This is a genomic window from Martinezella sp. CNPSo 3795, from assembly GCF_057784475.1.
The window spans coordinates 205,659-228,986 of record NZ_JBXSOQ010000001.1 but is presented as its reverse complement, the minus strand read 5'-3'; the positions used below and the strand labels follow the sequence as shown (position 1 = coordinate 228,986).

Here is a 23,328-nt window from a genome sequence, read left to right as displayed (position 1 = left end):
GTTGGAGGCGATTGCCATGTGTTCACTGTGCGGCGTGCTCGGCGGCAATGAGCACTGGACGGATGCCGCGGCACGGCCAGGCGTCTTCACCCGCAATCACGCAAGCTTCGACCGGCGGCGTGAGCGAGTCGAGCGCGTGCGTGCCGCCAACGAAATGCTTTCGGGTTTCGGTCTTGTCCTCTCCGATTGGCAGGGCGCCTCCTTCGTCCTGTCGACGCGAACAGGCAGGAGTGAGATCATCGAGGATCTCGGTCATCTCTGGCCGGCGGCCGAAAGGCTCGTCGGCCGGCCCTGTGACCCGCTCGACCCTGCTTTCGTCGCAAGGATGGAGGCTCGGCATGTCGATTGAGGCGGGCGGCTTCCTGCCGATCAATCTGCTGACAGGCTTTCTCGGTTCCGGCAAGACGACACTGCTCAAGCGCATCCTGGCGGATCCGGCCTTTGCCGATACCGCCGTGCTCATCAACGAATTCGGCGAGATTGGGCTGGACCATGATCTCGTCGAAAGCGTCGAGGGCGAGATGGTGCTGCTGCGCTCCGGCTGCGTCTGCTGCACGGTGCGTGACGACCTTGCCACAGCACTCAAGGAACTCTACTCCCGCCGCGAGCGCGGGCTGGTGCCACCATTCCGGCGCGTCATCATCGAAAGCACCGGCCTTGCCGATCCTTTCCCCGTGCTTTCGACCATCAAGGCCGATCCGGTGCTCAGGCACCATTTCTGCGCCGGCAACGTGATTACGACGGTCGATGCGGTGAACGGGCTGCGTCAGCTCGACACCTATATCGAATCCAACAGGCAGGCGGCGGTCGCGGACCGGTTGATCGTGACCAAGACGGATCTTGAGGCGGATCGTAGCGAATACGACCTCCAAGCTCGCCTTCGAACGCTCAATCCCGATGCCCCGATCCTCATCGCGGCTGATCCGCATCTCGATCTTTCCTCGCTTGTCGCGGTCCAGAGCAACGCCTCAACAAGCAGCCTTTCGCAAAGCGGCTTTTACTGCGATGAGCCGATGCAGCTCGTCTCATCGGGCGGCGCGCCGCATCAGGCCGCCATTTCTTCGATTTCGCTCGTCATAGACAGGCCTGTCGATTGGACCGCTTTCGGGCTCTGGCTGACCATGCTGCTCAATCGGCATGGCGAACGGGTGCTGCGTGTGAAGGGTATTCTCAATCTCAGCGGTGAGGAGCGCCCGGTTGCGGTTCATGGTGTCCAGCATCTGGTTCATACACCGATGCACATGGAAGGTTGGCCTTCGGAAGATCGTAACTCGCGGCTGGTCTTCATCTTGGATGGGCTCGACGGCGCGCTATTGAAACGCTCCTTCGAAGCCTTCACATTGGCGCGCGTGCCCGCCGCGTCTTACCCGATCGCTGCGGCGCGATGAGACAATTGGGATCTCCATGAACAAGCATGAGTCCGTCGCCAAAAGCATGTCTGCTCCCGCCCTGCATCTGAAGGGCCGGCCGCGCCTGCGCGTACTCGGCACAGCGATTTCACTGCTGGAGGAACTGCGCCTGCGCGCGCAGGAGGATCTCGGCATCGACGTGACATTCGACAATAACGACTTCCTGACAACGCAGTACAAGGCGGCCCGCGAGCCGGAAACCTACGATATCTACGACCAGTGCTTCCACAATCTCGATATCGTCTGGCACTGGCGCGCGATCCAGCCTGTGGACACGCAGCGCATCGTGCTCTGGGATGAGGTCAACGATCTGACGAAGACCGGCCATATCGGCCCCAACCCGCGAATGGGGCTTGGCGATGTGCCGGCGAAAAAGCTCTTCGTGCAGCCGAACCTCGCTCTCGGCGATACGCCGTCGCGCTTCATCTCGATGCTGCCGACGACGCATAATTTCGACAGCTTCGCCTATCGGACGGATCTGGCGCCGAATGGTGTTGGCATGCATTCCTGGGGCGCGCTCTTTGACGAGCGCTGGGCAGGCAGGGTGGCGCTGGTGGATGAGCCCGCCATCGGAATATTTGACGCTGCGCTCGCAGCACAGGCCGCCGGCCTCATGTCCTTCGGCGATATCGGTAATATGTCCATTCAGGAGATCGACCAGCTGATTGATCTCTTGGAGGAGCGCAAGAAAGCCGGCTTCTTCCGGGATTTCTGGAAGACCGCCGAGGATGCGGCGCGGCTGATGATCGCTGGTGAGACCAGCGTGCAGAGCATGTGGTCGCCTGGCATCGGCATCCTGAATTCGAAGGGTGTGCCGGTCGAGCAGGCCGTGCCCGCCGAAGGCTATCGCGCCTGGCATGGCGGCCTCTGCCTTTCGAAACACTTGAACGGCCGCCTGCTCGATGTCGCCTATGACTATCTGAATTGGTGGATCTCGGGATGGCCGGGTGCCGTGGTTGCACGGCAGGGCTATTACATTTCGACACCGCAGCGCTCGCGGCAGTTCATGACCCAGGCGGAATGGGATTATTGGTACGAGGGCGCTGCTGCGGCCGAGGATTTGCCCGGCCCGGATGGGCAGATCCGGATCAGAAAGGGTTCTGTGCGCAGCGGCGGATCCTATTGGCAGCGCGCCAATTGTATTGCCGTCTGGAATACGACAATGGATGAGCACAATTATCTCGTGCGCCGCTGGATGCAGCTGGTCGGCTGAGAAGGAGAGCAGGGACTATGACACAGACACATCTCGGCAAATCGATCGCCCAACTCTCGGTCCTGATCCAGTCCGGCAGTCTAGATCCGATCGCGCTGGCCGAGGAGACCCTCGATGCGATCCGGACCTACAAGGATCAGGCGATCTTCACGCGGCTGTTGGAAACGCGCGCGAAGGAAGAGGCGGCGGCTTCGTCCCGACGGCTGCGTCAGGGGCGTTCGCGCGGGCTGCTGGATGGTATTCCGGTCGCATGGAAGGATTTGTTTGCAATCGCCGGCCTGCCGACCACAGCCGGGTCGATCGTACTTGCGGATGCAAAGCCCGCGCAGGACGATGCCGAGGTCGTCAAGGCATTGAAGGCTGCGGGCATGGTGGCTGTCGGTCGGGTCAATATGAGCGAGTTCGCCTTTTCCGGCCTCGGCCTCAATCCGCATTACGGTACCCCGCTAAACCCGCGGGCGATCGATGTCGCGCGCATTCCGGGCGGTTCGTCTTCCGGTTCTGCCGTCGCGGTTGCAGCAGGTCTCGTGCCGGTTTCGATCGGCACGGATACGGGCGGTTCAGTGCGCATACCGTCTGCTTTCAACGGCCTTGTCGGCTATAAGGCAAGCCATGGTCGCTACAGCATGGACGGTGTCTTTCCACTGTCGACCAGCCTCGACTCGCTTGGGCCTTTGTGCCGCAGCGTCCAGGATGCGATCTGGGTCGATACCGCAATGCGTGGGTGCTTTGTCCCCGAGGTGGAGCGAGCCGAAGCCGCCGGGCTTTCTATCGTGGTGCCGACAAATATCGTCATGGATGATGCGCAGGATGGTGTTCTTGCAGCTTTCGAGGCGACGCTGGCGAGATTGAGCGCCGCTGGCGTTAAGATCCGGCGAGCTGCCTTTCCGGCTTTCGAAAGGCTCTTTGAGCTGATGGCTGAGTACGGGCCGTTGGTTACTGCCGAGGCCTTCGTGCTGCATCACCGCCGTCTGGCAGGACCGGAAGCCGCTTCCATGGATCGGCGTGTTGTCGCGCGGACACGCCTTGGAGAGAAGACGACACTGGTCGGCTATCTGGAAACGCTCAAAGTGCGCAAGCAACTGGTCAAGGAAGTGACTGACACGCTTGGGCCAAACGAGTTCATCGCCTATCCGACGGTTGCCCATGTTGCGCCGGCGCTTGGCCCCTTGGAGGCGGATGACGAGCTGTTCGTAAAGATCAATGGCAGAACACTGCGCAATACAGCGATCGGCAATTTCCTCGATTGGTGCGGCGTCTCCCTGCCTTGCGGCACGGGTGAAGCAGGCATGCCGGTTGGCTTCCTGCTGTCGGCGCCGAGAAACCATGACGAGCGGCTGTTGGGCGCGGCGCTGGCGTTGGAAGAGATCGTCGCGGGCTAACGTTGCGCGGCGGATTTGCCGCATCCTATCGATCCTCGCCCACTATCGCGGGGGAGGATCGAAAGCTCTCTTCCTTCAATGCGAACGGCTGCCACCGGCGGTCGGCTCGGCGTCGACGATCCAGCGGCGGTGCGGGCCGAGCGCGATCAGCAGCACGACAGACAGGAAGCAGCAGCCGGCGAGGATGTAGAAGCCGATATCGCCATTGCCTGTGGCTGCGTCAACATAGGCCTTGATCTGCGGCGAGGCGAAGCTGCCGAGATTGCCGAGCGAGACAATGAAGGCTATGCCGCTAGCGGCACCGACGCCCCCGAGATAGCGGGTCGGCAGGCTCCAGAAGACCGGCTGCGAAGAGGCAAGGCCCGGAACCGCGATGCAGGCCGCAATCACCATCACCCACGGATTCATCGTTAGGCCGATCGTTCCTAGCGCGATGGTGCCTGCCGTCAGCATGGCGATGCAGACGATGCGATGGTTGTCATGCTTGTCGGCATAGACGGTGAAGAAGCGGGTTGCGAAAAGCGCGCAAAGCCAGGGTAGGCCGAGCAGCACGCCGACCCAGGTATTGACGCCGCCGCCGAGCGCCTGCGCTAGCCGCGCCGGCAGGTAAAAGGTGATCGGGCCGACACCGATCTGGATGAACAGGTAGATGCCGATGAAGGCGAGGACGCGCCAGTCTTTCAGCACGCTGAAGACCGAGTGCTTCACTTCGGAAAGCTTACTGCGCTCTTCTGCCTCGATAACGGCATTCAGCGCGTTTTTCTCCTCCGCCGTCAGCCATTTTGCTTCGTTTGGGCGGCTCGTCAGGAAGAAGAGGGCTGCGATGCCGACGACGGTTGCCGCCAGGCCTTCGACCGCAAACATCCATTGCCAGTTGGTGAGGCCAAGGACGTCGTGATGGGTGAGCAGCCAGCCGGAGAGTGGTGCACCGATCACCAGCGATAGGGGAATGCCGAGATAGAACAGGCCGGTGGCGCGCGCTCGCTGCTTGGCGGGGAACCAGTAGGTCAAATAGAGGAGAACGCCCGGATAGAAACCGGCTTCGCAAACGCCGAGCAGAAAGCGCACGATGTAGTAGCTCGTTGGTGTGTGGGCAAAGACCATGCAGGCGGAGACGATACCCCAGGTAATCATGATCCGGCTCAGCCAAAGGCGGGCGCCAACGCGCTGCATGATCAGGTTGCTCGGCACTTCGAAGGTGGCGTAGCCGAGATAGAGAATGCCGGCGCCGAAGGCATAGGCTGCATCCGAAATACCGGTATCGGCCTGATAAGCCACCTTGGCGAAGCCGACATTGGATCGGTCGAGAAAATTCAGGATCAGCATCAAGCCCAGAAAGGGCAGGAGACGAATCGTCGCCTTGCGCACGGCGCTTTGCAGCGCCGGATTGTCGTTTGTCATAAGTTACTCCTCCCAAAGGCAGAATGCCTCGTAGCGAAACCCTCGCGGACAAGGCATGCCTTCATGCTTAAACCGGATCTCGATCTGGCTATTGACGTGACAGCCAAGCCTGACCGCCATCTTGCATATACGCAGATTATATTTATGTATGAAAAGGTCAATAGGCGCGAGCCCACACGCGCTCGGTCCGCTTAAGGGCAGAGCATAGCGTTCGGGCAGCAGTGGAATCCGGGTGCTTTTGCCGAGTTGGATGCGCGGCAAAAGCTACGGCCGGCGAGCCGATTGGCGCGTCCCGATCACGTCTCTACGCGAAACGCCGGGCTATTTTGGCGTATGTTCAGGCAAGATAGGGACCGATGCGCTTCGCGACGGATGCGACATCCGTAACACGCATCCCTGCCACGTTGATCCTGCCGGAATCCGGCATGTAGATGCCGTGTTCGGCCCGAAGTTGCCGGACATTTTCCGGAGGGATCGGCAGAAGGGAGAACATGCCTTCCTGCGAAGCGATATTGGCGAGATCGGGACGGAATTGCGCAAAGGCTTCGGCGGCGGCGCGGCGGATTTCGGCTATGCGGTTGCGCATTTCGCTGAGTTCATCGACCCAGGCCTGGCGCCGCGACGGGTCCTGCAGGATCGCGGCAACAATAGCAGCCCCATGCGCTGGCGGCATGGAATAGCTGGCGCGGGCATAGCTCGCCAGATTGCCGATGCCCTTGTTCAACGGCGCCTGCTGATCGCCGAAGAGATAGACCGCGCCGGTGCGCTCCCGATAGAGTGAGAAGGATTTGGAGCAGGAGACGGCAACCATCGCCTCGCCGACCGCTTCGATGACATCGATCATGCCTGCCGCATCTTCGACCCGGCCGTGACCGAGGCCTTGATAGGCATTGTCGAAGAGCGGCAGCAATCCTTTGTCGGCGGCGATCTCGGCGATGTCTCGCCAGTTCTGCGATGATAATCCTGCACCTGTCGGATTATGGCAGCTCGTTTGCAGCAGCACGGCATCGCCGGATGCTGCGTTGCGCAGGGTCGTCAGCATCTCGTCAACGAGAATAGCCTGCTTGCCGATGTCAAAGAAGCGGTAGGTTTCGACCTGAAGGCCGACCGCGGCAAAGATCGCATGATGGTTGACCCATGTCGGCGTGCCCATCCAGATCTTGCGCCGCTTGTCGAGGGCAAGCAGTTCCGCAGCCAGACGCAGAGCGCCGGTGCCCCCAGGGGTCTGAATTCCCGCGACCGGCTTGCCGCCGTGGCGTTCACCGAAGATTTCGCGGGCCAGCGCGCGCAGAAAAGCATGATCGCCCTCAGGGCCGATATAGGATTTGGACTCTTGGGTTTCCCAAAGATGGTGCTCGGCCGCCTTGACGGCTCTCATGACCGGTGTTCGGCCCGTTTCATCGCGATAGACGCCAACCCCGAGGTCGATCTTTCCGGATCGCGGATCCGCCGCGAACTTGGCAATCAGTTCAAGCAGCGGGTCGGGCTTCTGTTCCGTAAGGCTATCGAAAAACGCTGTCTTGTTCATTTGCTCCTCCCTCGTGCTCATTGCGGCCAGTTCTGCAGAATCCGTACGAATTCCGTCAGCCAGGCATTCGTTTGATGCCCATCCAGGGAGCGATGGTCAATCGTCAGGGACACGTAAGCCATCGGGCGGATCTGTATCGTATCGACCACGTCGACCTCCCGTACCACGACGCGCTTTTCCAGCTTGCCGATGCCGAGGATGGCGGATTGTGGCTGATTGATGATGATCGGGGATGCGACCAGCGAGCCGGAAACGCCGTGATTGGAGATGGTGAAGGTTCCTCCCTTCAAGTCGTCGGTCTTGAGCGCATTCGATCGCGCTTTATCCGTCAGATCCTGAAGTCGCACGGCAATGGCCTCCAACGAAAGTTTCTGCGCCTGCCGGATCACGGGAACCACCAGGCCTTTGTCAGCCAATGCAATGCCGATCCCGATATTGACGTCTTCGAAGATCTCGAGGCCGTCATCATGCCATTGGCTGTTGACCCCCGGTACGATCTTCATGGCCGCAATCGATGCCGCCACGAAATAGGAGGTGTAGGAAAGGTTTACGCCCTCAGCCTTCAGACGATCCTTGTGACTTTCGCGATGGCGCATGATCGCGGTGAAATCCGCCTCGAAGATTGCGGTGACCTGCGGTGCCGTCGCCAGGGATTGGGCCATATGCCTGGCGATCGAAAGCCGCATGGCGGAATGGGGAACGATGCGAGATTTGCCGTCCACCGCGGCTGCCGGCGAGGTCTGTCCAGCCTCAGCCTGCCGCGACACCGACGCAGATGGATGCGGCCTGGCGGTTTCCAGCGCATGATCCATATCGGCTCGTGTGACCCGTCCGTCCCTGCCGCTGCCCTTCAGACTGGCCGGGTCGATCCCGTATTCCTCGGCGGCCTTGCGAACCGCGGGTGAATAATAAGCGGCGGCGGAGGCCGTGGCAGGTGAAGCCGGCTGTATCTGCAACGGAACCTGGGCCAATTGCGCTGCACCACCGTTTGCATTTTCGATGCTCATCCGTCCGAGGATCGCGCCGGGCGCGGCATCATCGCCATCCGCCATCGCGATTTCGCTCAGGATGCCGTCGCATGGCGCCGGTATCTCCTGGGTCACCTTGTCGGTTTCCAGTTCGACAAGCGCATCGCCTTCCTTGACATGGTCGCCGATCCGCTTCAGCCAGTTTCGGACAACCGCTTTCGTGCCCTCTTGCTCGATCGGAGCCGTGATCTCGATGATACCAGTCATCCCTAAAACTCCAGGATTTCGGCAATGCGCTTGGCGATCCGCTCGCTGGACGGGACGGCCCAGTCGAGAAGCACGGGGTTATGCGGGCTGGGGATATCCGGCATGGTCAGGCGCGAGACCGGCGCATCGAGATCCGTGAAGGCCTTGTCCGCGATCACGGCGGCAATTTCCGCGCCGAAGCCTGCGGCTTCGAGATCTTCGTGGACGATGAGGCAGCGATGGGTCTTGGCGACCGATGCAAGCACGGCTTCCCGATCCCAGGGCATCAATGTACGGAGATCGAGGATATCGGCGGAGATACCCTCGGCTGCTTCCTCGCAGCGCTGCACCATGGCGCCCCAGGTGACGATGGTGATGTCGCTGCCGGTCCGCGTCAGCTTCGCCTTGCCGAAGGGCAGCGCGAAATCGTCGCCGGGATAGGGGCGCCGCGCCCAAGCGTGATCGAGCATCGCCCGATGCTCGAAGAAGATGACCGGGTCGTTGCCGCGGATCGAGGTACGCAGCAGGCCGACCGCATCTTCGGCGTTCGAGGGAACGGCGACCTTCCAGCCTGGTTGGTGTACGAAGGCCACTTCGTTGGTCTGGCTGTGCCAGGGGTCGCCGCATTTGAAGAAGCCGCCGGGCATGCGCACCACGACGGGGGCGGCAAAACGGTTGTTGGTGCGCCAGCGAATAGTGCCGCAATCGTTCAGCTGTTCGGTCGCTGGTTCGGCATATTTCCGGAACTGGATTTCGGGAACGGGGACGAGCCCGGCGAGCGCCATGCCAACCGCACGGCCGATAATGCCCTCTTCGGACAGAGAGGTATCGAAGACCCGCTCGTTGCCGAATTTTTCCTGCATGCCCAGGGTGACGGCGTGAACGCCGCCTTTTGGGCCGACATCTTCGCCGAAGATTACGACGCGCTCGTTGATCGACATCTCGTGTTCGAGCGTTCTGCGGATTGCTGTGACCATGTTGATGCGCGGCCCGGATGTCTCCGGTTCGCTTGTCGTGGCCGGTGCGGAATAACCCATGGGATGCTGGCCGCCCATCGTCTGCATGTCGCCGTCGAAGAACACATGGCGGGTCACGGAGGAGGGGTCGGCGACCGGCCTCTTTTCGGCTTGCGCACGGGCGTTTTCGGCTGTCTCGCGCGCGTCGCTTTCGCAGACATCCCATTCCTGTGCTGTCATCACGGCGGGAACGAGGAAATCTTTCAGGCGCGGCAGGGGATCGCGCTCCCATTCGCGCCTCACGGTTTCCTCGCTCTTGTAGGCCTGCGTGTCCTGAAAACTGTGGCCCTCAAGGCGCGGAACCGTGAGCCTGAGAAGCGCCGGCTTGCGTTCGTCACGAACGAAGGAGACGGCATCCTGCACCAGATGCGCAGCTTCGGCGGGGTTGCAGCCGTCGCCATCGAAGATTGCGAGGTTTTTCCAGCTCGCGAGATTGGCGGCGATATTCCCTCCCGGCGTCTGCACCGTCGAAGGCACCGAGATGCCAAAGCCATTGTCCTCGATATAGAACAGCATCGGCAGTGCTTGCGTGGTTGCAGCGGTCAGCGCCGACCAAAAGCCGTTCGAGGCAACCGAGCCGTCGCCGCCAAGCACGACGCCGATGTCGCGTGCGTATTCCGTGCGCCCGAGCGTGGTGGCATAGTATTTCATCGCCTGTGCCCAGCCGGCCGTCGGCGTGTATTGCGCACCGACGCCGCCGCACATGGGCAAGGCCGAGGCGCCGGAACGGTTTGGATAGTTGAAGACGACACCGATGTCGCGGCCGTCGGAATAGCCGCCGGCGCGGCCCATGGCTGAACCCAGCGCATCGGCCGGGTCGACGCCGAGAGAAAGCAGAAGTGGCCGCGAGCGATAATAGCCGCAGGTCGCGTCGTGCAGGCCGGTCAGCTGCATTCCAAGAAGGATTTGCGCCATGTCATGGCCGCGTGCGGAAAACTGGTAGAGAACCTTCTTTTCCGGAACGAGGCGCTTCTCCTCCATCTCGTCGAGAGCCCGGGAGAGATGAACGAGATAGGCAACCTTGCGCCAGTCGATGTGATCGTCGGGCGAGTTCCGCTCGTGGCTTTTGAAGGCAAGCTGGGCCATGTGATCCTCCTACAGATGGCTCAACTATTTTAATTCAAGCGTCAGCTCTATTCCTTTCAATTTGACAGGCTTTGCCGTAGCTTTTGAAAGATATGTTTCATAAGTGGCGGATTTCTGAATGGAAGATTTCGATCTTGATCACGTCGACAGAGCGATTCTGCGCGTCCTGCAGGAGGAAGGCGATATCAGTCAGGCGGCGCTGTCAGAAAAGGTCGGCGCATCGCCTGCCTCTTGCTGGCGAAGGATCAAGGCATTGGAAAGCGCGGGCGTGCTCGGCCGGACGGTTCGCCTTGTCGATCCCGACAAAATCGGCAAGGGGCTGAATGTCTTCTGCCAGGTCAAAATGAAGACCCATGATCCGCCGACGCGGCGCGACTTCGAACAGTTCATCGCCAGCTATCGCGAGGTGCTGGAATGCTACTCCATGTCGGGGGAGTGGGATTACCTGATCCGCGCGGTCGTTGCCGATGTCAGGGAATATGAGGGGCTTTTGATGCGGGGTATCCTGACCCATGAAGCCGTGCTGAGCTCATCGTCGCACTTCTCGCTGAAATGCGTCAAATACACCACGGCGTTGCCGACGAATGTGTCACGATAAAGCCTCTGTCCGTACTCGCCTTGAATAGTGCGAGCGTCTCACGCTAATAAACTCTAATAATTTCAGATGCGGAGCAGGGTTGGAGTGTCGGCTGATAACGTCAAGCTCGGCCATGATTTGAGCGAAGCGGTTGCGGCGCTCCTTATCAACTTGCCGATAAAAGCGGCGAGCTTCATCGTGACGATCTACGGCGATGTCATCGAGCCGCGCGGAGGCGTCGTCTGGATCGGCAACCTCATCGAGACGTGCAAGAGCGTCGGGATTACCGAGACACTGGTGCGGACCGCCGTGTCGCGATTGGTTATGGCGGGTCAGCTTGTGGGCGAGCGCGAAGGGCGCCGCAGCTTCTATCGGCTGACCGACGCCGCTCAAGCCGAATTCGTCGAGGCTGCCAGCCTGTTTTATGGGCCGCAGCCCGCGGTTCGATGGCAGTTCGTCCTCATCAACGGACCTGCGCCGGAAGAGATTATGCAGGGCCTTGAGCGGGAGGGGTTTGCGAGGTTGAACCCGCGCCTGGCAGTGGGAACGCATCCAGCACCGCCCCTGCCGAGCAACGTCGTCGTCTTCGACGCGCAGCTGGCGACCGAGAACGGCGCATTGCGGGAATTTGCCGAAGAGGCCTGGAACCTGCCGCGTTTCGCAGAGGCCTATCGCGAATTCATTGCCCGGTTCGGTTCATTTTTCAAACGCGTCGGAAATTGTGCCGCGCTATCGCCGTTCGATTGCCTGATTGCGCGGCTGTTGCTCGTGCATCAATATCGCCTGATCATGCTGCGTGAGCCGCATCTTCCCAAGTCTGCGCTGCCGGATAATTGGCCGGGCGAGGAGGCACGGCGGCTGTTCGCCGATCTCTATCTGCTTTTGTCGAAAAAAGCCGATGCTTATGTTGGCCGCCATTTCATCAATGAGGCAGGCAAGCTTCAAGAGACCACGCCGGCGAGCCAAAATCGGCACGAACGTCTCAAGTCCCTCTGAAGGGTCAATCCTCTCAGTAACATAGCGAAGCAGTTGCCTCGCTGCACTCTTTGATAGTCTAAAATGTCACAAAAAATGATAGTCTAAAATGTCACAAAAAATTTGGAAAATTCATTTGTACTGTGACATATCTCATGTTAATACAGTGACCGATCGGTCGGTTAATGCATTTGCCGCGGGATCGCTGTTTCGTGGAGGAGAACGAGAAACAGGCTTATACTGGCGGTGCCGTAACGCGGCGGCCTTGCTGATGCGCTTCGAGACAACCCCGGGCCTGCGATCATTCTCGAGCGCGTCGGACGCGCGAAGACGGAGGAAAGATCAATGTATGCACAGATGGTGAAAACCGACGACGCCCGCATCCGCTCCCTCGACGAGATGGATCCCCAGGAGCGCGCCTTTCAGGAGCGCGTCGATGCCGGCCAGAAGATCGAGCCGAAGGAGTGGATGCCGGAAGGGTACCGCAAGACGCTGATCCGCCAGATCAGCCAGCATGCTCATTCCGAAATCGTCGGTCAGCTGCCGGAGGGTAACTGGATTACCCGTGCTCCGACGCTAGAACGCAAGGCGATCCTGCTTGCCAAGGTGCAGGACGAAGCCGGCCACGGCCTCTATCTCTACTGTGCCGCCGAGACGCTCGGCATCAGCCGCGATGAAATGTATGAGCAGTTGCACTCCGGCAAGGCCAAATATTCCTCGATCTTCAACTATCCGACGCTGACCTGGGCCGATATCGGCGCGATCGGCTGGCTGGTCGATGGCGCTGCCATCATGAACCAGGTTCCCCTGCAACGCTGTTCCTACGGCCCCTATTCCAGGGCCATGATCCGCATCTGCAAGGAGGAAAGCTTTCATCAGCGCCAGGGCTTCGACATCCTGATGAAAATGGTGAAGGGCACGCCGGTGCAAAAAGCCATGGTGCAGGATGCTTTGAACCGCTGGTGGTGGCCGTCGCTGATGATGTTCGGCCCTTCAGACGATGCCTCCGTGCATTCGGCCCAGTCGATGGCCTGGAAGATCAAGCAGAATTCCAATGATGAGCTGCGGCAAAAATTCGTCGACCAGACCGTGCCGCAGGCGGAGTACCTCGGCGTGACCGTCCCCGATCCCGATCTGAAGTGGAACGAGGAGAAGGGTGGCTACGATTTCGGCGAACCGGACTGGGAGGAATTCTTCAACGTGATCGCCGGCAACGGCCCCTGCAATGCGGAGCGGCTGAATGCCCGCAAGCAGGCATGGGACGATGGCGCCTGGTTCCGCGACGGTCTGACGGCGCATGCCGAAAAGGTGGCCGAGCGCCGCGCTGCCGCAAAGATTGCCGCCGAATAAGGCGGCTCGAAAGTTCAGGGAGTGAGAAACATGTCCAGCGAATGGCCGCTTTGGGAAGTCTTCATCCGTGGTCAGCATGGCCTCAACCATCGCCATGTCGGCAGCCTGCATGCACCCGATGCCGAGATGGCGATCAACAATGCGCGCGATGTCTATACCCGCCGCAACGAAGGCATCAGTATCTGGGTGGTGCGCTCGTCTGAGATCACCGCCAGCGCACCCTCGGAAAAAGGCCCGCTCTTTGATCCCTCTAATTCCAAGGTCTATCGTCACCCGACGTTTTTCGACATTCCGGATGAAGTGGGGCACATGTGATGGCGACCGCTACCCTTGAGCCGGCGGCCGCTCAGGCCGCTCTCGTCGAATTCCTCCTGCGCATCGGCGACAACACGCTGATCTTAGGCCACCGCGTTTCCGAATGGTGCGGCCGCGGACCGGCGCTGGAAGAGGATATCGCGCTTGCCAACACCGCACTCGATCTCATTGGCCAGACGCAACTCTGGCTCGCTCTGGCGGGCGAGGTGGAAGGCAAGGGCCGTTCGGCCGACGAACTCGCCTATCTGCGCGATGGCTACGAGTTTCGCAATGTCCTGCTGGTTGAGCGCCCCAATGGCGATTTCGGCAAGACTTTGATGCGACAATTTCTCTTCGACGCCTGGCACTATCTGCTGCTGAAAGCGTTGAAAGGATCTGCCGACCGACGCATCGCCGAGATCGCCGAGAAGGCTTTCAAGGAAGTCTCCTATCACCTCGATCGCAGCCGCGACCTGATTATCCGCCTTGGCGACGGCACGGCCGAAAGCCATCGTCGCATGCAGGAGGCTCTCGACGATCTCTGGGCCTTCACCGGTGAAATGTTCGTTGGCGATGCCGCCGATGCGGCACTGGCACAGGCCGGCGTGATCCCGGAACCGCAAAGCCTCAAGGCGGGCTGGGACGAGATCGTCTCCGATACACTTACCGAAGCGACGCTGAAACGCCAGGCAGATGGCTACATGCACAAGGGCGGCCGGCGCGGCGTTCACACCGAGCATCTCGGCTATCTCCTGGCCGAGATGCAGTTCCTGCAGCGCGCCTATCCGGGCGCGACTTGGTAGGAGGCTGACATGGTGACCGCGCTGCATCCCTCGGTCGACGAGGTCTGGCACTGGCTGTCTGAGGTGCCGGATCCGGAAATCCCGGTGATCTCGCTGACCGATCTCGGCATCATCCGCGATGTCGGCTGGCACGAGGATACGCTTGTGGTGACGGTGACGCCAACCTATTCGGGCTGTCCCGCCACGACGGTCATCAATCTCGATATCGAGCGGGCGCTTGCCGAAAAAGGCCTCGACCATGTGCGCCTTGAGCGCCGGCTGTCGCCTGCCTGGACGACGGATTGGATCAGCGCGGAAGGCCGCGAGAAGTTGCGCGCCTACGGAATCGCCCCGCCGATCGATGGCACCGCTGCCGATGGCGTGCTGATGAAACGCATTGACCGGCTTGCAGGCCGATCCAACCTCGTTGTCGCTTGCCCGCACTGCGGATCGACGGACACGGAAAAGATCAGCCAGTTCGGCTCGACGCCCTGCAAGGCAAGCTATCGCTGCACCGAGTGTCTGGAACCTTTTGATTACTTCAAGTGCATTTGACCCCAACAGGACAAGGCCCGCATCCATGGCACGTTTCCATTCGCTGACCGTCACCGATGTGCGCCGCGAGACGCGCGATGCGGTCGTCGTCACGCTTGCGCCATCCGAGGAGGACCGAGCCATCTTCGATTTCACGCAGGGCCAGTATCTGACCTTCCGCCGCAAGTTCGATGATGAGGAGCTGCGCCGCTCCTATTCGATCTGCGCCGGCAAGGACGAGGGCGTATTGAAAGTCGGCATCAAGCGCGTGGCCGGCGGCTGTTTCTCGACCTGGATCAACGAAAAACTGAAAGCGGGCGACACGCTGGAAGCCATGCCGCCGATGGGAGCCTTCTTCACGGCGATCGAGCCGGACGCGGCAAAACACTATCTCGGCTTTGCCGGCGGCAGCGGCATCACACCGGTTCTCTCGATCATCAAGACCGTGCTGGCGCGCGAGCCACGCTCGGTCTTCACGCTGGTCTATGCCAACAGGCAGATCAGCTCGATCATGTTCCGCGAAGAGCTCGATGATCTGAAGAACCTCTATCTCGGCCGCCTATCGGTGCTGCATATTCTTGAAAGCGAAGCGCAGGAAATCGATCTTTTTACGGGGAGGATCGATGCGGAAAAATGCAAGGCGCTCTTCAAGAGCTGGATCGATATTAAGTCGGTTGCGACAGCCTTCATCTGCGGTCCCGAGCCGATGATGCTGGCAATTGCCGCGGCGCTGCGCGAGCACGGCATGCGCGACGACCAGATTAAATTCGAACTTTTCGCCTCCGCGCAGCCCGGCCGCGCGCGGCGCAAAGTGGAACAGGCCGCCGGCGCGGACCAGGACGCGGCGTGCGAGGCAACGGTCACGCTCGACGGCGCGACGCGAACGTTCAAATTTCCCAAGCATGGCCAATGCCTGCTCGATGCCGCGCTCGAAAATGCGATGGACGTGCCTTACGCATGTAAAGCCGGCGTTTGCTCCACCTGCCGCGCCAAGATTCTCGAAGGCGAGGTGGAGATGGAGGTCAACCACGCGCTCGAGGATTACGAGGTGCGCCAGGGCTATGTGCTGACCTGCCAGTGCTACCCGCTCACCGACCGCATCGCCGTCAGCTACGACCAGTAGGCGCGTGTGGGTCGAAGGGAGGAACAAGATGTCCGAGACGATGCCTATCGAGCAATATCTGGAGGAGGGTGGGATGCTCTCCTCGCCGGACAATGCGCCTCCGCGCTATCGCGGCGAACTCTTGCGTCTGATGGCGAGCTTTGTCGATAGCGAACTGGCCGGTTCCGCCGGCTTTGCCGATATCATCAACGACGCCCCAGGTATTCAGGAGCGCATTTCTGCGGCACGCATCGTGCTGGAAAAGACCGACCATGCCGGTCAGGTCCTGAAGATCATGGAGACTTTCGGCGTTGATGGCGAGCGCTATGCCGTCCAGCATCCATGGGCGGCACGGCTCGCCCGCGATGCCGATATAGGCGCTGTGAGGCACGGCGGCGACATGCGGCTTGCCGTATTCCACTACCCGCTCGAAGGCTGGGTGGATGCTGTCGTCATGAATGTGCTCATGGGTGCTGCCAGTGTCGTGCAGTTGAAGGAGCTGGCGCGCGTCTCCTACCAGCCGCTGGCAGAAACTTTCCGTGCCATTCTGCCGCGCGAAAAGCGGCACGCCGAACTCGGCGCCGCCGGTCTTGCCCGCATCGTCGCCGATGATGAGGGGCGGGCCAAGGCGCGACCTTCGATGGCCTACTGGTACCCTCGTGTTGCCGCGAGCTTTGGTCATGCCGGCTCGACCCGCTTCGAGACATTGTCGCGCTTCGGCCTGCGTCATCAGCCCAACGAGACCCTGCTGGCCGAATGGCGAGCCGATGTCGATGCGCAGCTCTCTGCGCTCGGATTGGCTTAGCCACGCCCGGAAAGCAAACGGCTATTTGCCTTTCAGGATTGCCGGAAAAGATGAAGGAAGGAAAAACGGATGAACATCATGGCAAAACAGCCGCGCCGGCTTGAAAGCTATGTCGGGGGCACCTGGGTCGCCGGCGCCAAGGAAGGCGTGCCGCTGCTTGATGCGTCGACCGGCGCACCCGTCGCGTTCATCGATTCCTCCGGTATCGATTTCAAGCAGACATTAGCCCATGGCCGCGACAAGGGCGGACCGGCACTGCGGCGCCTATCCTTCCATGAGCGTGCCGCAATGCTGAAGGCGCTTGGGCAGGCGCTGCTCGAGAGGAAAGAAGAGTTCTACGCGCTCTCTACGGCGACGGGTGCCACGCGTGCGGACAGCTGGGTCGATATCGAAGGCGGCATCGGAACTCTGCTGTCCTATGCCTCCAAAGGTCGGCGCGAGCTGCCGAATGCACGCGTGCTGCTCGATGGCGATGCGGAGCAGCTCTCCAAGGATCAAAGCTTTTCCGCCCAGCATATCCTAAGCCCGCTACAGGGTGTTGCCGTTCACATCAATGCCTTCAACTTCCCCTGCTGGGGCATGCTGGAAAAAATCGCGCCGACTTTGCTTGCCGGCGTTCCCGCCATCGTGAAACCGGCGAGCCAGACAGCCTATCTCTCCGAGCTGATGGTTCGCCGTATCATTGAAACAGGCCTGCTGCCGGAAGGTGCGCTGCAGCTTGTTTGCGGCTCGGTTGGCGATCTCCTCGATCATGTCGAAGGCCAGGATGTGGTGACCTTTACCGGCTCTGCCGCAACCGGCCAGCGTCTGAAGATGCACAAGTCGATTATCGAAAACTCCGTGCGTTTCACCATGGAGGCCGATAGCCTCAATGCGGCCGTTCTCGGTCTCGATGCTGCTCCTGGCACGGAGGAGTTCGATCTCTTCGTCAAGGAGGTCGCCCGTGAGATGACGGTCAAGGCCGGACAGAAGTGCACCGCCATCCGCCGCGTCATTGCGCCCCGTTCCTATAGTGAAGCGCTGATTGCCGCCTTGAACGATCGCCTCGGCAAGACGGTGATCGGCAATCCGGCCGATGAGACTGTTCGTATGGGGCCGCTTGCAAGCCTCGACCAGCGTGAGGAAGTCCGCGCTCGCATTCGGGATCTCGCTATCGAGGCCGAGATCGTCGGCGGCGATCCCGACAATCCGCGCGTCACGTCCGGCGATGCCAGCGCCGGCGCCTTCCTCAATCCGGTTCTGCTTTATTGTGACAAGCCGGGCTCGGCGCGTGCCATTCACGATGTCGAGGCCTTCGGCCCCGTCAGCACCGTCATGCCTTATGATACGGCGGAAGAGGCGGTCGATCTAGCACGACGCGGCAAGGGCAGCCTCGTGGCCTCCGTCTTCACCAATGATCCGCATTTTGCCGAGGAAGTGGTTCTCGGTCTGGCACCGTTCCACGGCCGCGTCATGATCGGCAACCGCTTGAGTGCCAAGAGTTCCACCGGGCACGGCTCACCCTTGCCGGGCCTCGTTCACGGCGGTCCCGGCCGCGCAGGCGGCGGCGAGGAGCTCGGCGGTATCCGTGGCGTCAAGCATTACATGCAGCGCACTGCAGTTCAGGGCACTCCGCGCCTGCTTTCGGCCGTGACGGGACGTTGGATGGATGGGGCGGATGCGCGCACCGGCAGCGAGCATCCGTTCCGCAAATCGCTTGCCGAGCTAACGGTCGGCGATCAGTTCGTCACCACCACGCGCACCGTCACGCTCGACGATATCGAGCATTTTGCGAGTTTCACCGGCGACACATTCTATGCCCATATGGACGAGGAGGCAGCCAAGGCCAATCCGTTCTTCGAGGGCCGGGTGGCGCATGGCTATCTTATCGTCTCTTTCGCGGCAGGCCTTTTCGTCGATCCGGCTCCAGGCCCGGTTCTCGCAAATTATGGGGTCGATAATCTGCGCTTCCTGACACCGGTCAATCCGGGTGATACGCTCCAGGTGCAGTTGACCTGCAAGGAGATCAATCCCCGCATCAATGCCGAGCACGGCGAGGTGCGCTGGGATTGCAAGGTGACCAACCAGCTGGATGCCGTCGTCGCGCAATATGACGTTCTGACGATGGTAGCGAAAACAAGAGAGTGAATGCATGACGACGATTGAGCAAGACCCGCATCGCCTGGAAATGACCGTGCTGATGACGCCCGATATGGCGAATTTCAGCGGCAAGGTGCATGGTGGCGCCCTTCTGAACCTGCTCGATCGCGTTGCCTTCTCCTGTGCGTCGCGCTATTCCAAGCAATATGCCGTAACGCTGTCGGTCGATCAGGTGCTGTTCAAGGAGCCGATCAATGTTGGCGAACTCGTCACCTTCCGGGCCTCTATCAATGATACCGGCCGTACCTCCATGGAAGTCGGCATAAGGGTGGAAGCGGAGAATATCCGTTCCGGCCAGCGCCGCCACACCAACTCCTGTTATTTCACCATGGTTGCCGTTGACGAGGCCGGTCGACCGGTCCGCGTGCCCGAGCTTGTTCCGGTCACGCCGACAGATATCCGCCGTCACAAGGCAGCCCAGCTTCGCCGCACCTTGCGTCGCGAATTCGCGCAGCGGCTGGAAGCCGTAGCCGAAACCGGTCGCGACGTGGAAGGTTTGGGAGCCGACTGAATGGCGCAGATCTATTCCTATGACGGCTTGATCCCGGTCATCGATCCCTTAGCCTTCGTGCATCCGGCCGCAACCGTCATCGGCGACGTTATCATCGGCCCGGCCTGTTATGTCGGGCCGGGCGCCGTGCTGCGCGGCGATTTCGGGCGCATCGTGCTCGAGCGCGGCTCGAACGTGCAGGAGACCTGCGTCGTCCATAGCTTCCCGAATCTGGAAGTTGTGATCGGCGAGGCGGGGCACATCGGCCATGGCGCTGTGCTGCATGGCTGCCGCATCGGCGCCAATGTCATGGTCGGCATGAATGCCGTCATCATGGATGAAGCCGTTATCGGCGAGAATGCGATCGTCGCTGCCATGGCCTTCGTCAAGGCCGGTGCCGAAATTCCGGCTAACAGCCTTGCTCTGGGATCGCCGGCCCGAGCGGTGCGTGAGCTTACGGCAGATGAGATTGCGTGGAAGCGCCAGGGTACCGCCATCTATCAGCGCCTCGCACTGGAGGCAAAGGAGAAGCTGGCGGCCGTCGAGCCGCTCACCGCGCCCGAGCCTGATCGCCGTCGCATCCGCGCGCCGGAATATGATCCTCTTATTCTCGAACGGATGAAGCTCGGCGATTGAGGCGCGATATCAACGGACGGCCTTGACCCCTTCAAGGATGAGGGTGGTGGCGATATCGGCATATTCGTCGCGGGTGATCGGGCCGTTGGGACGGAACCACATATAGACCCAGTTCATCATGCCGAAGAGCGACATGGTGACCGGCATCAGCAATGGCTTGTTCTTGTTGAGATCAGGGTTGAGGTCCTGGATCACACTGGAGAAGCGCTTGACGATGCGTCGCTCGATCGTCCTGATCTCCGACAGCTGTTCCGGCGAGAGCGCATGCGTGCCGTTAAGCTGAACCTGATGTTCGTTGTCCGCGCCTTCGTAATTTTTCAATACGGCTTTCACGAGCAGGCGCAGCCGTTCCTGCGGCGTTGCATCGGTGCGATCGGCTGCTTCGATCGCGCTTTCCAGCTCTGTCAGATGCGTCTGCACGATATCGAAGATCAGCGCATCTCTGCCGGGATAGTAATGATAGAGCAGGGCCTTCGAGACGTTGCTGTGCGAGGCGATCATCGACATGGAGGCCTTCTCCATGCCGACCTCGGCAAAGACCGCCGCAGCGCTTGCCAGGATGCCGCGCTGCTTTTCCTCGAAATCAACTGCGCGCGTGCGTGCCATGTGATCCTGCTCTGCTCATTGCCGGTTGACATTATCCATGCCTAATGGTCGATGCTTCCTATACACGATCAAATCCTTGTCGGGCTATCCGCTACGACACCAATCATTCTTTCGGGCGGTTGTCGACCACACGCTTTGCCTTGCCCTCCGAGCGGACAACGCCGCCCGGCGGATGCACGGCGATCTTCGTCGAGACACCGACCACGCTCTTGATGTGATGGGTGAGTTCCTTTGCCGAAACGCCGCGCGCGATTTCGTCCGCCGCCTCCAGCGTGCATTCGACATGAACGGTCATGTTGTCCATGCGGCCGGAGCGCGTCAGCTCGATCTGGAAGTGCGGCGAAAGCCCGCGGCATTTGAGGATCTGCTCCTCGATCTGTGTCGGGAAGACATTGACCCCACGCAGGATCATCATGTCGTCGGAGCGCCCCGTCACCTTTTCCATGCGGCGCATCGAGCGTGCCGTGCCGGGCAGCAGCCGCGTCAGGTCGCGCGTGCGGTAGCGGATGATTGGCAACCCTTCTTTGGTCAGCGTCGTAAACACCAGCTCGCCGAGTTCGCCATCTGGCAAGATCGCGCCGGTGACGGGATCGATGATCTCCGGATAGAAATGGTCTTCCCAGATGTGCAGCCCGTCCTTGCTCTCGACGCATTCGCTGGCAACGCCCGGACCTATGACCTCAGACAGGCCATAGATGTCGACGGCATGCATGTCGAAGGCGTGTTCGATTTCCTCGCGCATGGCGTTGGTCCATGGCTCTGCGCCGAAGATGCCGACGACAAGCGAACTTTCTCGGGGGTCGATGCCCTGGCGGCGGAATTCATCGAGGATGGACAGCATGTAGGAGGGGGTAACCATGATGATGCGCGGCTTGAAATCCTGGATCAGCGTCACCTGCCGTTCCGTCATGCCGCCGGAGACAGGGACTACCGTGCAGCCGAGCTTTTCCGCGCCGTAATGTGCACCAAGGCCACCGGTGAACAGGCCGTAGCCATAGGCGACATGCACCAGATCGCCGGCCCGGCCGCCAGCGGCCCGGATCGAACGCGCAACGACGCTCGCCCAGGTATCGACGTCCTTGGCGGTATAGCCGACGACGGTCGGTTTACCTGTCGTGCCGGAGGAAGCATGGAGCCGGGCAAGCTTTTCGCGCGGCACCGCAAACATGCCGAAAGGATAGGTGTCGCGAAGATCCTTCTTGGTGGTGAAGGGGAATTTGGCGAGATCGGACAAGGCCCTCAGATCGGAGGGATGCACGCCGGCTTCATCGAAGCGTTTGTTATAGAAGGGCGAATTCTCATAGGCATGGGTGAGTGACCACTTCATGCGTTCGAGCTGCAGCGCGGAAATCTCGTCGCGCGAGGCTATCTCGATCGCTTCCAGCTCGCTGGCTCGCGGAGAAAGGTTTTCCATGAATGTCTCCTCCAGAAATGCTTATCCTCTTGTCTCTTCCCCATTCCGGCCGGAACACCGCTGCGCATTTTTCCGGGTAATGCTGGGCGCTGCCGGCATGAACCCTATTCCGGCAGCAGCGTGCCCTTGACCGTTCGCGAGTGGCCGCGGAATTCCGCAATCTGCTCGCCCTGCTGATTGGTGATCGCAATGTCGTAAATTCCGCCGCGGCCGCGGCGCGACACCTCCCGCGCCGTCGCCGTCAGCAGGTCGCCCCTGAAGGCCGGCGCGATATAGGTCACCGAACAGTGCTGGGCGACGGTGCGCTGGTTGTAGCTGTTGCAAGCGAAGGCGAATGCCGAGTCGGCAAGCGTGAATATGTAACCGCCATGACAGGTGCCGTGACCATTCGTCATCGCTTCGGTGATCGCCATCGAGAGCGTAGCCTCACCCGGTGCTACTGCAAGCAACTCCATTGCGAGATGGCGGCTGGCATTGTCTTCGTCCCACATGGCTTTTGCGCATGCTTCTGCAAGCGCCTCTGGGGAAAGCGTGTCGGCCATGCTCATTTGCCCTTGAACTCCGGCTTGCGCTTTTCGAGGAAAGCCGTGACGCCCTCGGCATAGTCGGCGCTGCGGCCTGCTTCGCGCTGAAGGTCGCGTTCAAGATCGAGCTGTTCGTCGAGCGAATTTGTCGCTGCCGCCTGAATGGCGCGCTTCGTCAGGCCGAGGCCTTTTGTAGGGCCGGCGGCGAGCCTGATGGCAAGCGCCTTTGCCTCATCCATCAGCGTTTCATCGTCTACCACGCGCCAGATCAGGCCCCAACTGGCCGCCGTTTCCGCACCCAGAGGCTCAGCCGTCAGCGCCAGCGCCTTGGCGCGGGCTTCGCCGATCAGCCGCGGCAGGTTCCAGGTGCCGCCGGAATCCGGCACGAGGCCGATTTTCGCGAAGGCCTGGATGAAGCGGGCGGAACGGGCTGCAATCGTGATATCGCAGGCGAATGCGATATTGGCGCCGGCGCCGGCGGCAACGCCATTGACCGCGCAGATTACTGGCTTTTCCAGACTGCGAATGAGGCGCAGCAGGGGATTGTAGAAAGTCTCGATCGTATGGCCGAGATCCGGAGTGCCTTTGCGCGGATCGCGATCGCCGAGATCCTGGCCGGCCGAAAAGCCACGACCGGCTCCCGTCAGGAGAACCGCGCGAACATCCGCATCCTGATGTGCACGCTCGAAGCCGGCGCGCAGCGCAAGATGCATTTCTTCGTTGAAGGAGTTGAGTTTGTCGGGTCGATTGAGCGTGAGGCTCAAGACGCCATCGGCGAGCGCCGACAGAATGGTGTCGGATTCGGACATGTTTCCTCCCTGCCGCCCTTTCGATGGCGACGCAAAACTCTT

23 protein-coding genes are annotated in these 23,328 nt (G+C 60.8%); 15 read left to right on the top strand and 8 right to left on the bottom strand.

Annotation, left to right across the window (positions count from 1 at the left end):
- The first annotated feature begins 16 nt into the window (after positions 1 to 16).
- Genes AC13QY_RS01140 through AC13QY_RS01125 form a run of 4 tightly spaced genes read left to right on the top strand, consistent with a single transcriptional unit; the run spans position 17 to position 4,004 of the window.
- Positions 17 to 349: a hypothetical protein gene (locus AC13QY_RS01140; protein ID WP_113350773.1), complete on the top strand. Its 333-nt coding sequence runs from the start codon at positions 17 to 19 to the stop codon at positions 347 to 349.
- Complete coding sequence (locus tag AC13QY_RS01135; RefSeq protein WP_113350774.1) at positions 339 to 1,388, top strand: CobW family GTP-binding protein; 1,050 nt, start codon at positions 339 to 341, stop codon at positions 1,386 to 1,388. The genes AC13QY_RS01140 and AC13QY_RS01135 overlap by 11 nt, the downstream gene beginning before the upstream one ends.
- A gap of 16 nt (positions 1,389 to 1,404) precedes the next feature.
- Entirely contained in the window at positions 1,405 to 2,622 is a 1,218-nt protein-coding gene (locus AC13QY_RS01130) for an ABC transporter substrate-binding protein (RefSeq protein ID WP_113350775.1), read from the top strand.
- Between the two features lie 17 nt (positions 2,623 to 2,639).
- Positions 2,640 to 4,004: an amidase gene (locus tag AC13QY_RS01125; protein ID WP_113350776.1), complete on the top strand. Its 1,365-nt coding sequence runs from the start codon at positions 2,640 to 2,642 to the stop codon at positions 4,002 to 4,004.
- Between the two features lie 75 nt (positions 4,005 to 4,079).
- Here AC13QY_RS01125 and AC13QY_RS01120 read toward each other — a convergent pair whose 3' ends face one another.
- From AC13QY_RS01120 to AC13QY_RS01105, 4 genes are all read right to left on the bottom strand, one after another.
- Positions 4,080 to 5,405 carry an MFS transporter gene (locus AC13QY_RS01120; RefSeq protein WP_113350777.1) on the bottom strand — a complete coding sequence of 442 codons (1,326 nt, stop codon included), beginning with the start codon at positions 5,403 to 5,405 and terminating at the stop codon, positions 4,080 to 4,082.
- Positions 5,406 to 5,742: 337 nt separating this feature from the next.
- Positions 5,743 to 6,933 carry an aromatic amino acid transaminase gene (locus AC13QY_RS01115; protein ID WP_113350778.1) on the bottom strand — a complete coding sequence of 397 codons (1,191 nt, stop codon included), beginning with the start codon at positions 6,931 to 6,933 and terminating at the stop codon, positions 5,743 to 5,745.
- Between the two features lie 17 nt (positions 6,934 to 6,950).
- Complete coding sequence (locus tag AC13QY_RS01110; RefSeq protein ID WP_145634799.1) at positions 6,951 to 8,168, bottom strand: dihydrolipoamide acetyltransferase family protein; 1,218 nt, start codon at positions 8,166 to 8,168, stop codon at positions 6,951 to 6,953.
- 2 nt (positions 8,169 to 8,170) lie between these two features.
- Positions 8,171 to 10,249 (bottom strand): alpha-ketoacid dehydrogenase subunit alpha/beta, encoded by a 2,079-nt coding sequence (locus tag AC13QY_RS01105; RefSeq protein ID WP_113350780.1) that lies wholly within the window; start codon positions 10,247 to 10,249, stop codon positions 8,171 to 8,173.
- A gap of 118 nt (positions 10,250 to 10,367) precedes the next feature.
- Here AC13QY_RS01105 and AC13QY_RS01100 point away from each other — a divergent pair, with 118 nt between their 5' ends.
- The 11 genes from AC13QY_RS01100 (at position 10,368) to AC13QY_RS01050 (ending at position 19,933) form a co-directional block, all read left to right on the top strand.
- The gene (locus AC13QY_RS01100) at positions 10,368 to 10,847 is read left to right on the top strand and encodes an Lrp/AsnC family transcriptional regulator (protein ID WP_069610127.1); all 480 of its coding nucleotides are present in this window, start codon (positions 10,368 to 10,370) and stop codon (positions 10,845 to 10,847) included.
- A gap of 84 nt (positions 10,848 to 10,931) precedes the next feature.
- Positions 10,932 to 11,822: a phenylacetic acid degradation operon negative regulatory protein PaaX gene (paaX, locus tag AC13QY_RS01095; protein WP_113350781.1), complete on the top strand. Its 891-nt coding sequence runs from the start codon at positions 10,932 to 10,934 to the stop codon at positions 11,820 to 11,822.
- A 324-nt stretch (positions 11,823 to 12,146) separates the two neighbouring features.
- Positions 12,147 to 13,151 (top strand): 1,2-phenylacetyl-CoA epoxidase subunit PaaA, encoded by a 1,005-nt coding sequence (gene paaA / locus AC13QY_RS01090; protein ID WP_113350782.1) that lies wholly within the window; start codon positions 12,147 to 12,149, stop codon positions 13,149 to 13,151.
- 30 nt (positions 13,152 to 13,181) lie between these two features.
- Positions 13,182 to 13,466, top strand: a complete 285-nt coding sequence (gene paaB / locus AC13QY_RS01085) for a 1,2-phenylacetyl-CoA epoxidase subunit PaaB (protein WP_113350783.1) — start codon at positions 13,182 to 13,184, stop codon at positions 13,464 to 13,466.
- Positions 13,466 to 14,248 carry a 1,2-phenylacetyl-CoA epoxidase subunit PaaC gene (gene paaC / locus AC13QY_RS01080; RefSeq protein ID WP_145634792.1) on the top strand — a complete coding sequence of 261 codons (783 nt, stop codon included), beginning with the start codon at positions 13,466 to 13,468 and terminating at the stop codon, positions 14,246 to 14,248. Before paaB ends, paaC begins: the two co-directional genes overlap by 1 nt.
- A gap of 9 nt (positions 14,249 to 14,257) precedes the next feature.
- Complete coding sequence (gene paaD / locus AC13QY_RS01075) at positions 14,258 to 14,782, top strand: 1,2-phenylacetyl-CoA epoxidase subunit PaaD (RefSeq protein ID WP_162748759.1); 525 nt, start codon at positions 14,258 to 14,260, stop codon at positions 14,780 to 14,782.
- Positions 14,783 to 14,807: 25 nt separating this feature from the next.
- The gene (gene paaE / locus AC13QY_RS01070; RefSeq protein ID WP_113350785.1) at positions 14,808 to 15,884 is read left to right on the top strand and encodes a 1,2-phenylacetyl-CoA epoxidase subunit PaaE; all 1,077 of its coding nucleotides are present in this window, start codon (positions 14,808 to 14,810) and stop codon (positions 15,882 to 15,884) included.
- 28 nt (positions 15,885 to 15,912) lie between these two features.
- Entirely contained in the window at positions 15,913 to 16,668 is a 756-nt protein-coding gene (locus AC13QY_RS01065) for a Phenylacetic acid catabolic protein (RefSeq protein ID WP_113350786.1), read from the top strand.
- 69 nt (positions 16,669 to 16,737) lie between these two features.
- On the top strand, positions 16,738 to 18,795 hold the full coding sequence (paaZ, locus tag AC13QY_RS01060; protein ID WP_113350787.1) for a phenylacetic acid degradation bifunctional protein PaaZ: 2,058 nt from the start codon (positions 16,738 to 16,740) through the stop codon (positions 18,793 to 18,795).
- 4 nt (positions 18,796 to 18,799) lie between these two features.
- Positions 18,800 to 19,318 (top strand): acyl-CoA thioesterase, encoded by a 519-nt coding sequence (locus AC13QY_RS01055; protein ID WP_113329422.1) that lies wholly within the window; start codon positions 18,800 to 18,802, stop codon positions 19,316 to 19,318.
- A complete protein-coding gene (locus tag AC13QY_RS01050; protein WP_113350788.1) occupies positions 19,319 to 19,933 on the top strand; it encodes a transferase hexapeptide repeat family protein in 615 nt (204 codons plus the stop codon).
- A gap of 9 nt (positions 19,934 to 19,942) precedes the next feature.
- On the opposite strand, the gene AC13QY_RS01045 is transcribed toward AC13QY_RS01050, so the two are convergent.
- From AC13QY_RS01045 to paaG, 4 genes are all read right to left on the bottom strand, one after another.
- Entirely contained in the window at positions 19,943 to 20,539 is a 597-nt protein-coding gene (locus tag AC13QY_RS01045) for a TetR/AcrR family transcriptional regulator (protein WP_113329420.1), read from the bottom strand.
- A 103-nt stretch (positions 20,540 to 20,642) separates the two neighbouring features.
- Positions 20,643 to 21,953 carry a phenylacetate--CoA ligase PaaK gene (paaK, locus tag AC13QY_RS01040; RefSeq protein WP_113350789.1) on the bottom strand — a complete coding sequence of 437 codons (1,311 nt, stop codon included), beginning with the start codon at positions 21,951 to 21,953 and terminating at the stop codon, positions 20,643 to 20,645.
- 104 nt (positions 21,954 to 22,057) lie between these two features.
- Positions 22,058 to 22,501, bottom strand: coding sequence for a hydroxyphenylacetyl-CoA thioesterase PaaI (gene paaI / locus AC13QY_RS01035; protein WP_113350790.1), 444 nt, complete (start codon positions 22,499 to 22,501; stop codon positions 22,058 to 22,060).
- On the bottom strand, positions 22,498 to 23,286 hold the full coding sequence (paaG, locus tag AC13QY_RS01030) for a 2-(1,2-epoxy-1,2-dihydrophenyl)acetyl-CoA isomerase PaaG (RefSeq protein ID WP_113350791.1): 789 nt from the start codon (positions 23,284 to 23,286) through the stop codon (positions 22,498 to 22,500). The genes paaI and paaG overlap by 4 nt, the downstream gene beginning before the upstream one ends.
- Between the last annotated feature and the right edge of the window lie 42 nt (positions 23,287 to 23,328).

Coding starts and splice junctions, on each gene's coding strand:
- AC13QY_RS01140 (WP_113350773.1), top strand. CDS start 17: ATGTGTTCACTGTGCGGCGTGCTCGGCGGCAATGAGCACTGGACGGAT.
- AC13QY_RS01135 (WP_113350774.1), top strand. CDS start 339: ATGTCGATTGAGGCGGGCGGCTTCCTGCCGATCAATCTGCTGACAGGC.
- AC13QY_RS01130 (WP_113350775.1), top strand. CDS start 1,405: ATGAACAAGCATGAGTCCGTCGCCAAAAGCATGTCTGCTCCCGCCCTG.
- AC13QY_RS01125 (WP_113350776.1), top strand. CDS start 2,640: ATGACACAGACACATCTCGGCAAATCGATCGCCCAACTCTCGGTCCTG.
- AC13QY_RS01120 (WP_113350777.1), bottom strand. CDS start 5,405: ATGACAAACGACAATCCGGCGCTGCAAAGCGCCGTGCGCAAGGCGACG.
- AC13QY_RS01115 (WP_113350778.1), bottom strand. CDS start 6,933: ATGAACAAGACAGCGTTTTTCGATAGCCTTACGGAACAGAAGCCCGAC.
- AC13QY_RS01110 (WP_145634799.1), bottom strand. CDS start 8,168: ATGACTGGTATCATCGAGATCACGGCTCCGATCGAGCAAGAGGGCACG.
- AC13QY_RS01105 (WP_113350780.1), bottom strand. CDS start 10,249: ATGGCCCAGCTTGCCTTCAAAAGCCACGAGCGGAACTCGCCCGACGAT.
- AC13QY_RS01100 (WP_069610127.1), top strand. CDS start 10,368: ATGGAAGATTTCGATCTTGATCACGTCGACAGAGCGATTCTGCGCGTC.
- paaA (WP_113350782.1), top strand. CDS start 12,147: ATGTATGCACAGATGGTGAAAACCGACGACGCCCGCATCCGCTCCCTC.
- paaB (WP_113350783.1), top strand. CDS start 13,182: ATGTCCAGCGAATGGCCGCTTTGGGAAGTCTTCATCCGTGGTCAGCAT.
- paaC (WP_145634792.1), top strand. CDS start 13,466: ATGGCGACCGCTACCCTTGAGCCGGCGGCCGCTCAGGCCGCTCTCGTC.
- paaD (WP_162748759.1), top strand. CDS start 14,258: ATGGTGACCGCGCTGCATCCCTCGGTCGACGAGGTCTGGCACTGGCTG.
- paaE (WP_113350785.1), top strand. CDS start 14,808: ATGGCACGTTTCCATTCGCTGACCGTCACCGATGTGCGCCGCGAGACG.
- AC13QY_RS01065 (WP_113350786.1), top strand. CDS start 15,913: ATGTCCGAGACGATGCCTATCGAGCAATATCTGGAGGAGGGTGGGATG.
- paaZ (WP_113350787.1), top strand. CDS start 16,738: ATGAACATCATGGCAAAACAGCCGCGCCGGCTTGAAAGCTATGTCGGG.
- AC13QY_RS01055 (WP_113329422.1), top strand. CDS start 18,800: ATGACGACGATTGAGCAAGACCCGCATCGCCTGGAAATGACCGTGCTG.
- AC13QY_RS01050 (WP_113350788.1), top strand. CDS start 19,319: ATGGCGCAGATCTATTCCTATGACGGCTTGATCCCGGTCATCGATCCC.
- AC13QY_RS01045 (WP_113329420.1), bottom strand. CDS start 20,539: ATGGCACGCACGCGCGCAGTTGATTTCGAGGAAAAGCAGCGCGGCATC.
- paaK (WP_113350789.1), bottom strand. CDS start 21,953: ATGGAAAACCTTTCTCCGCGAGCCAGCGAGCTGGAAGCGATCGAGATA.
- paaI (WP_113350790.1), bottom strand. CDS start 22,501: ATGAGCATGGCCGACACGCTTTCCCCAGAGGCGCTTGCAGAAGCATGC.
- paaG (WP_113350791.1), bottom strand. CDS start 23,286: ATGTCCGAATCCGACACCATTCTGTCGGCGCTCGCCGATGGCGTCTTG.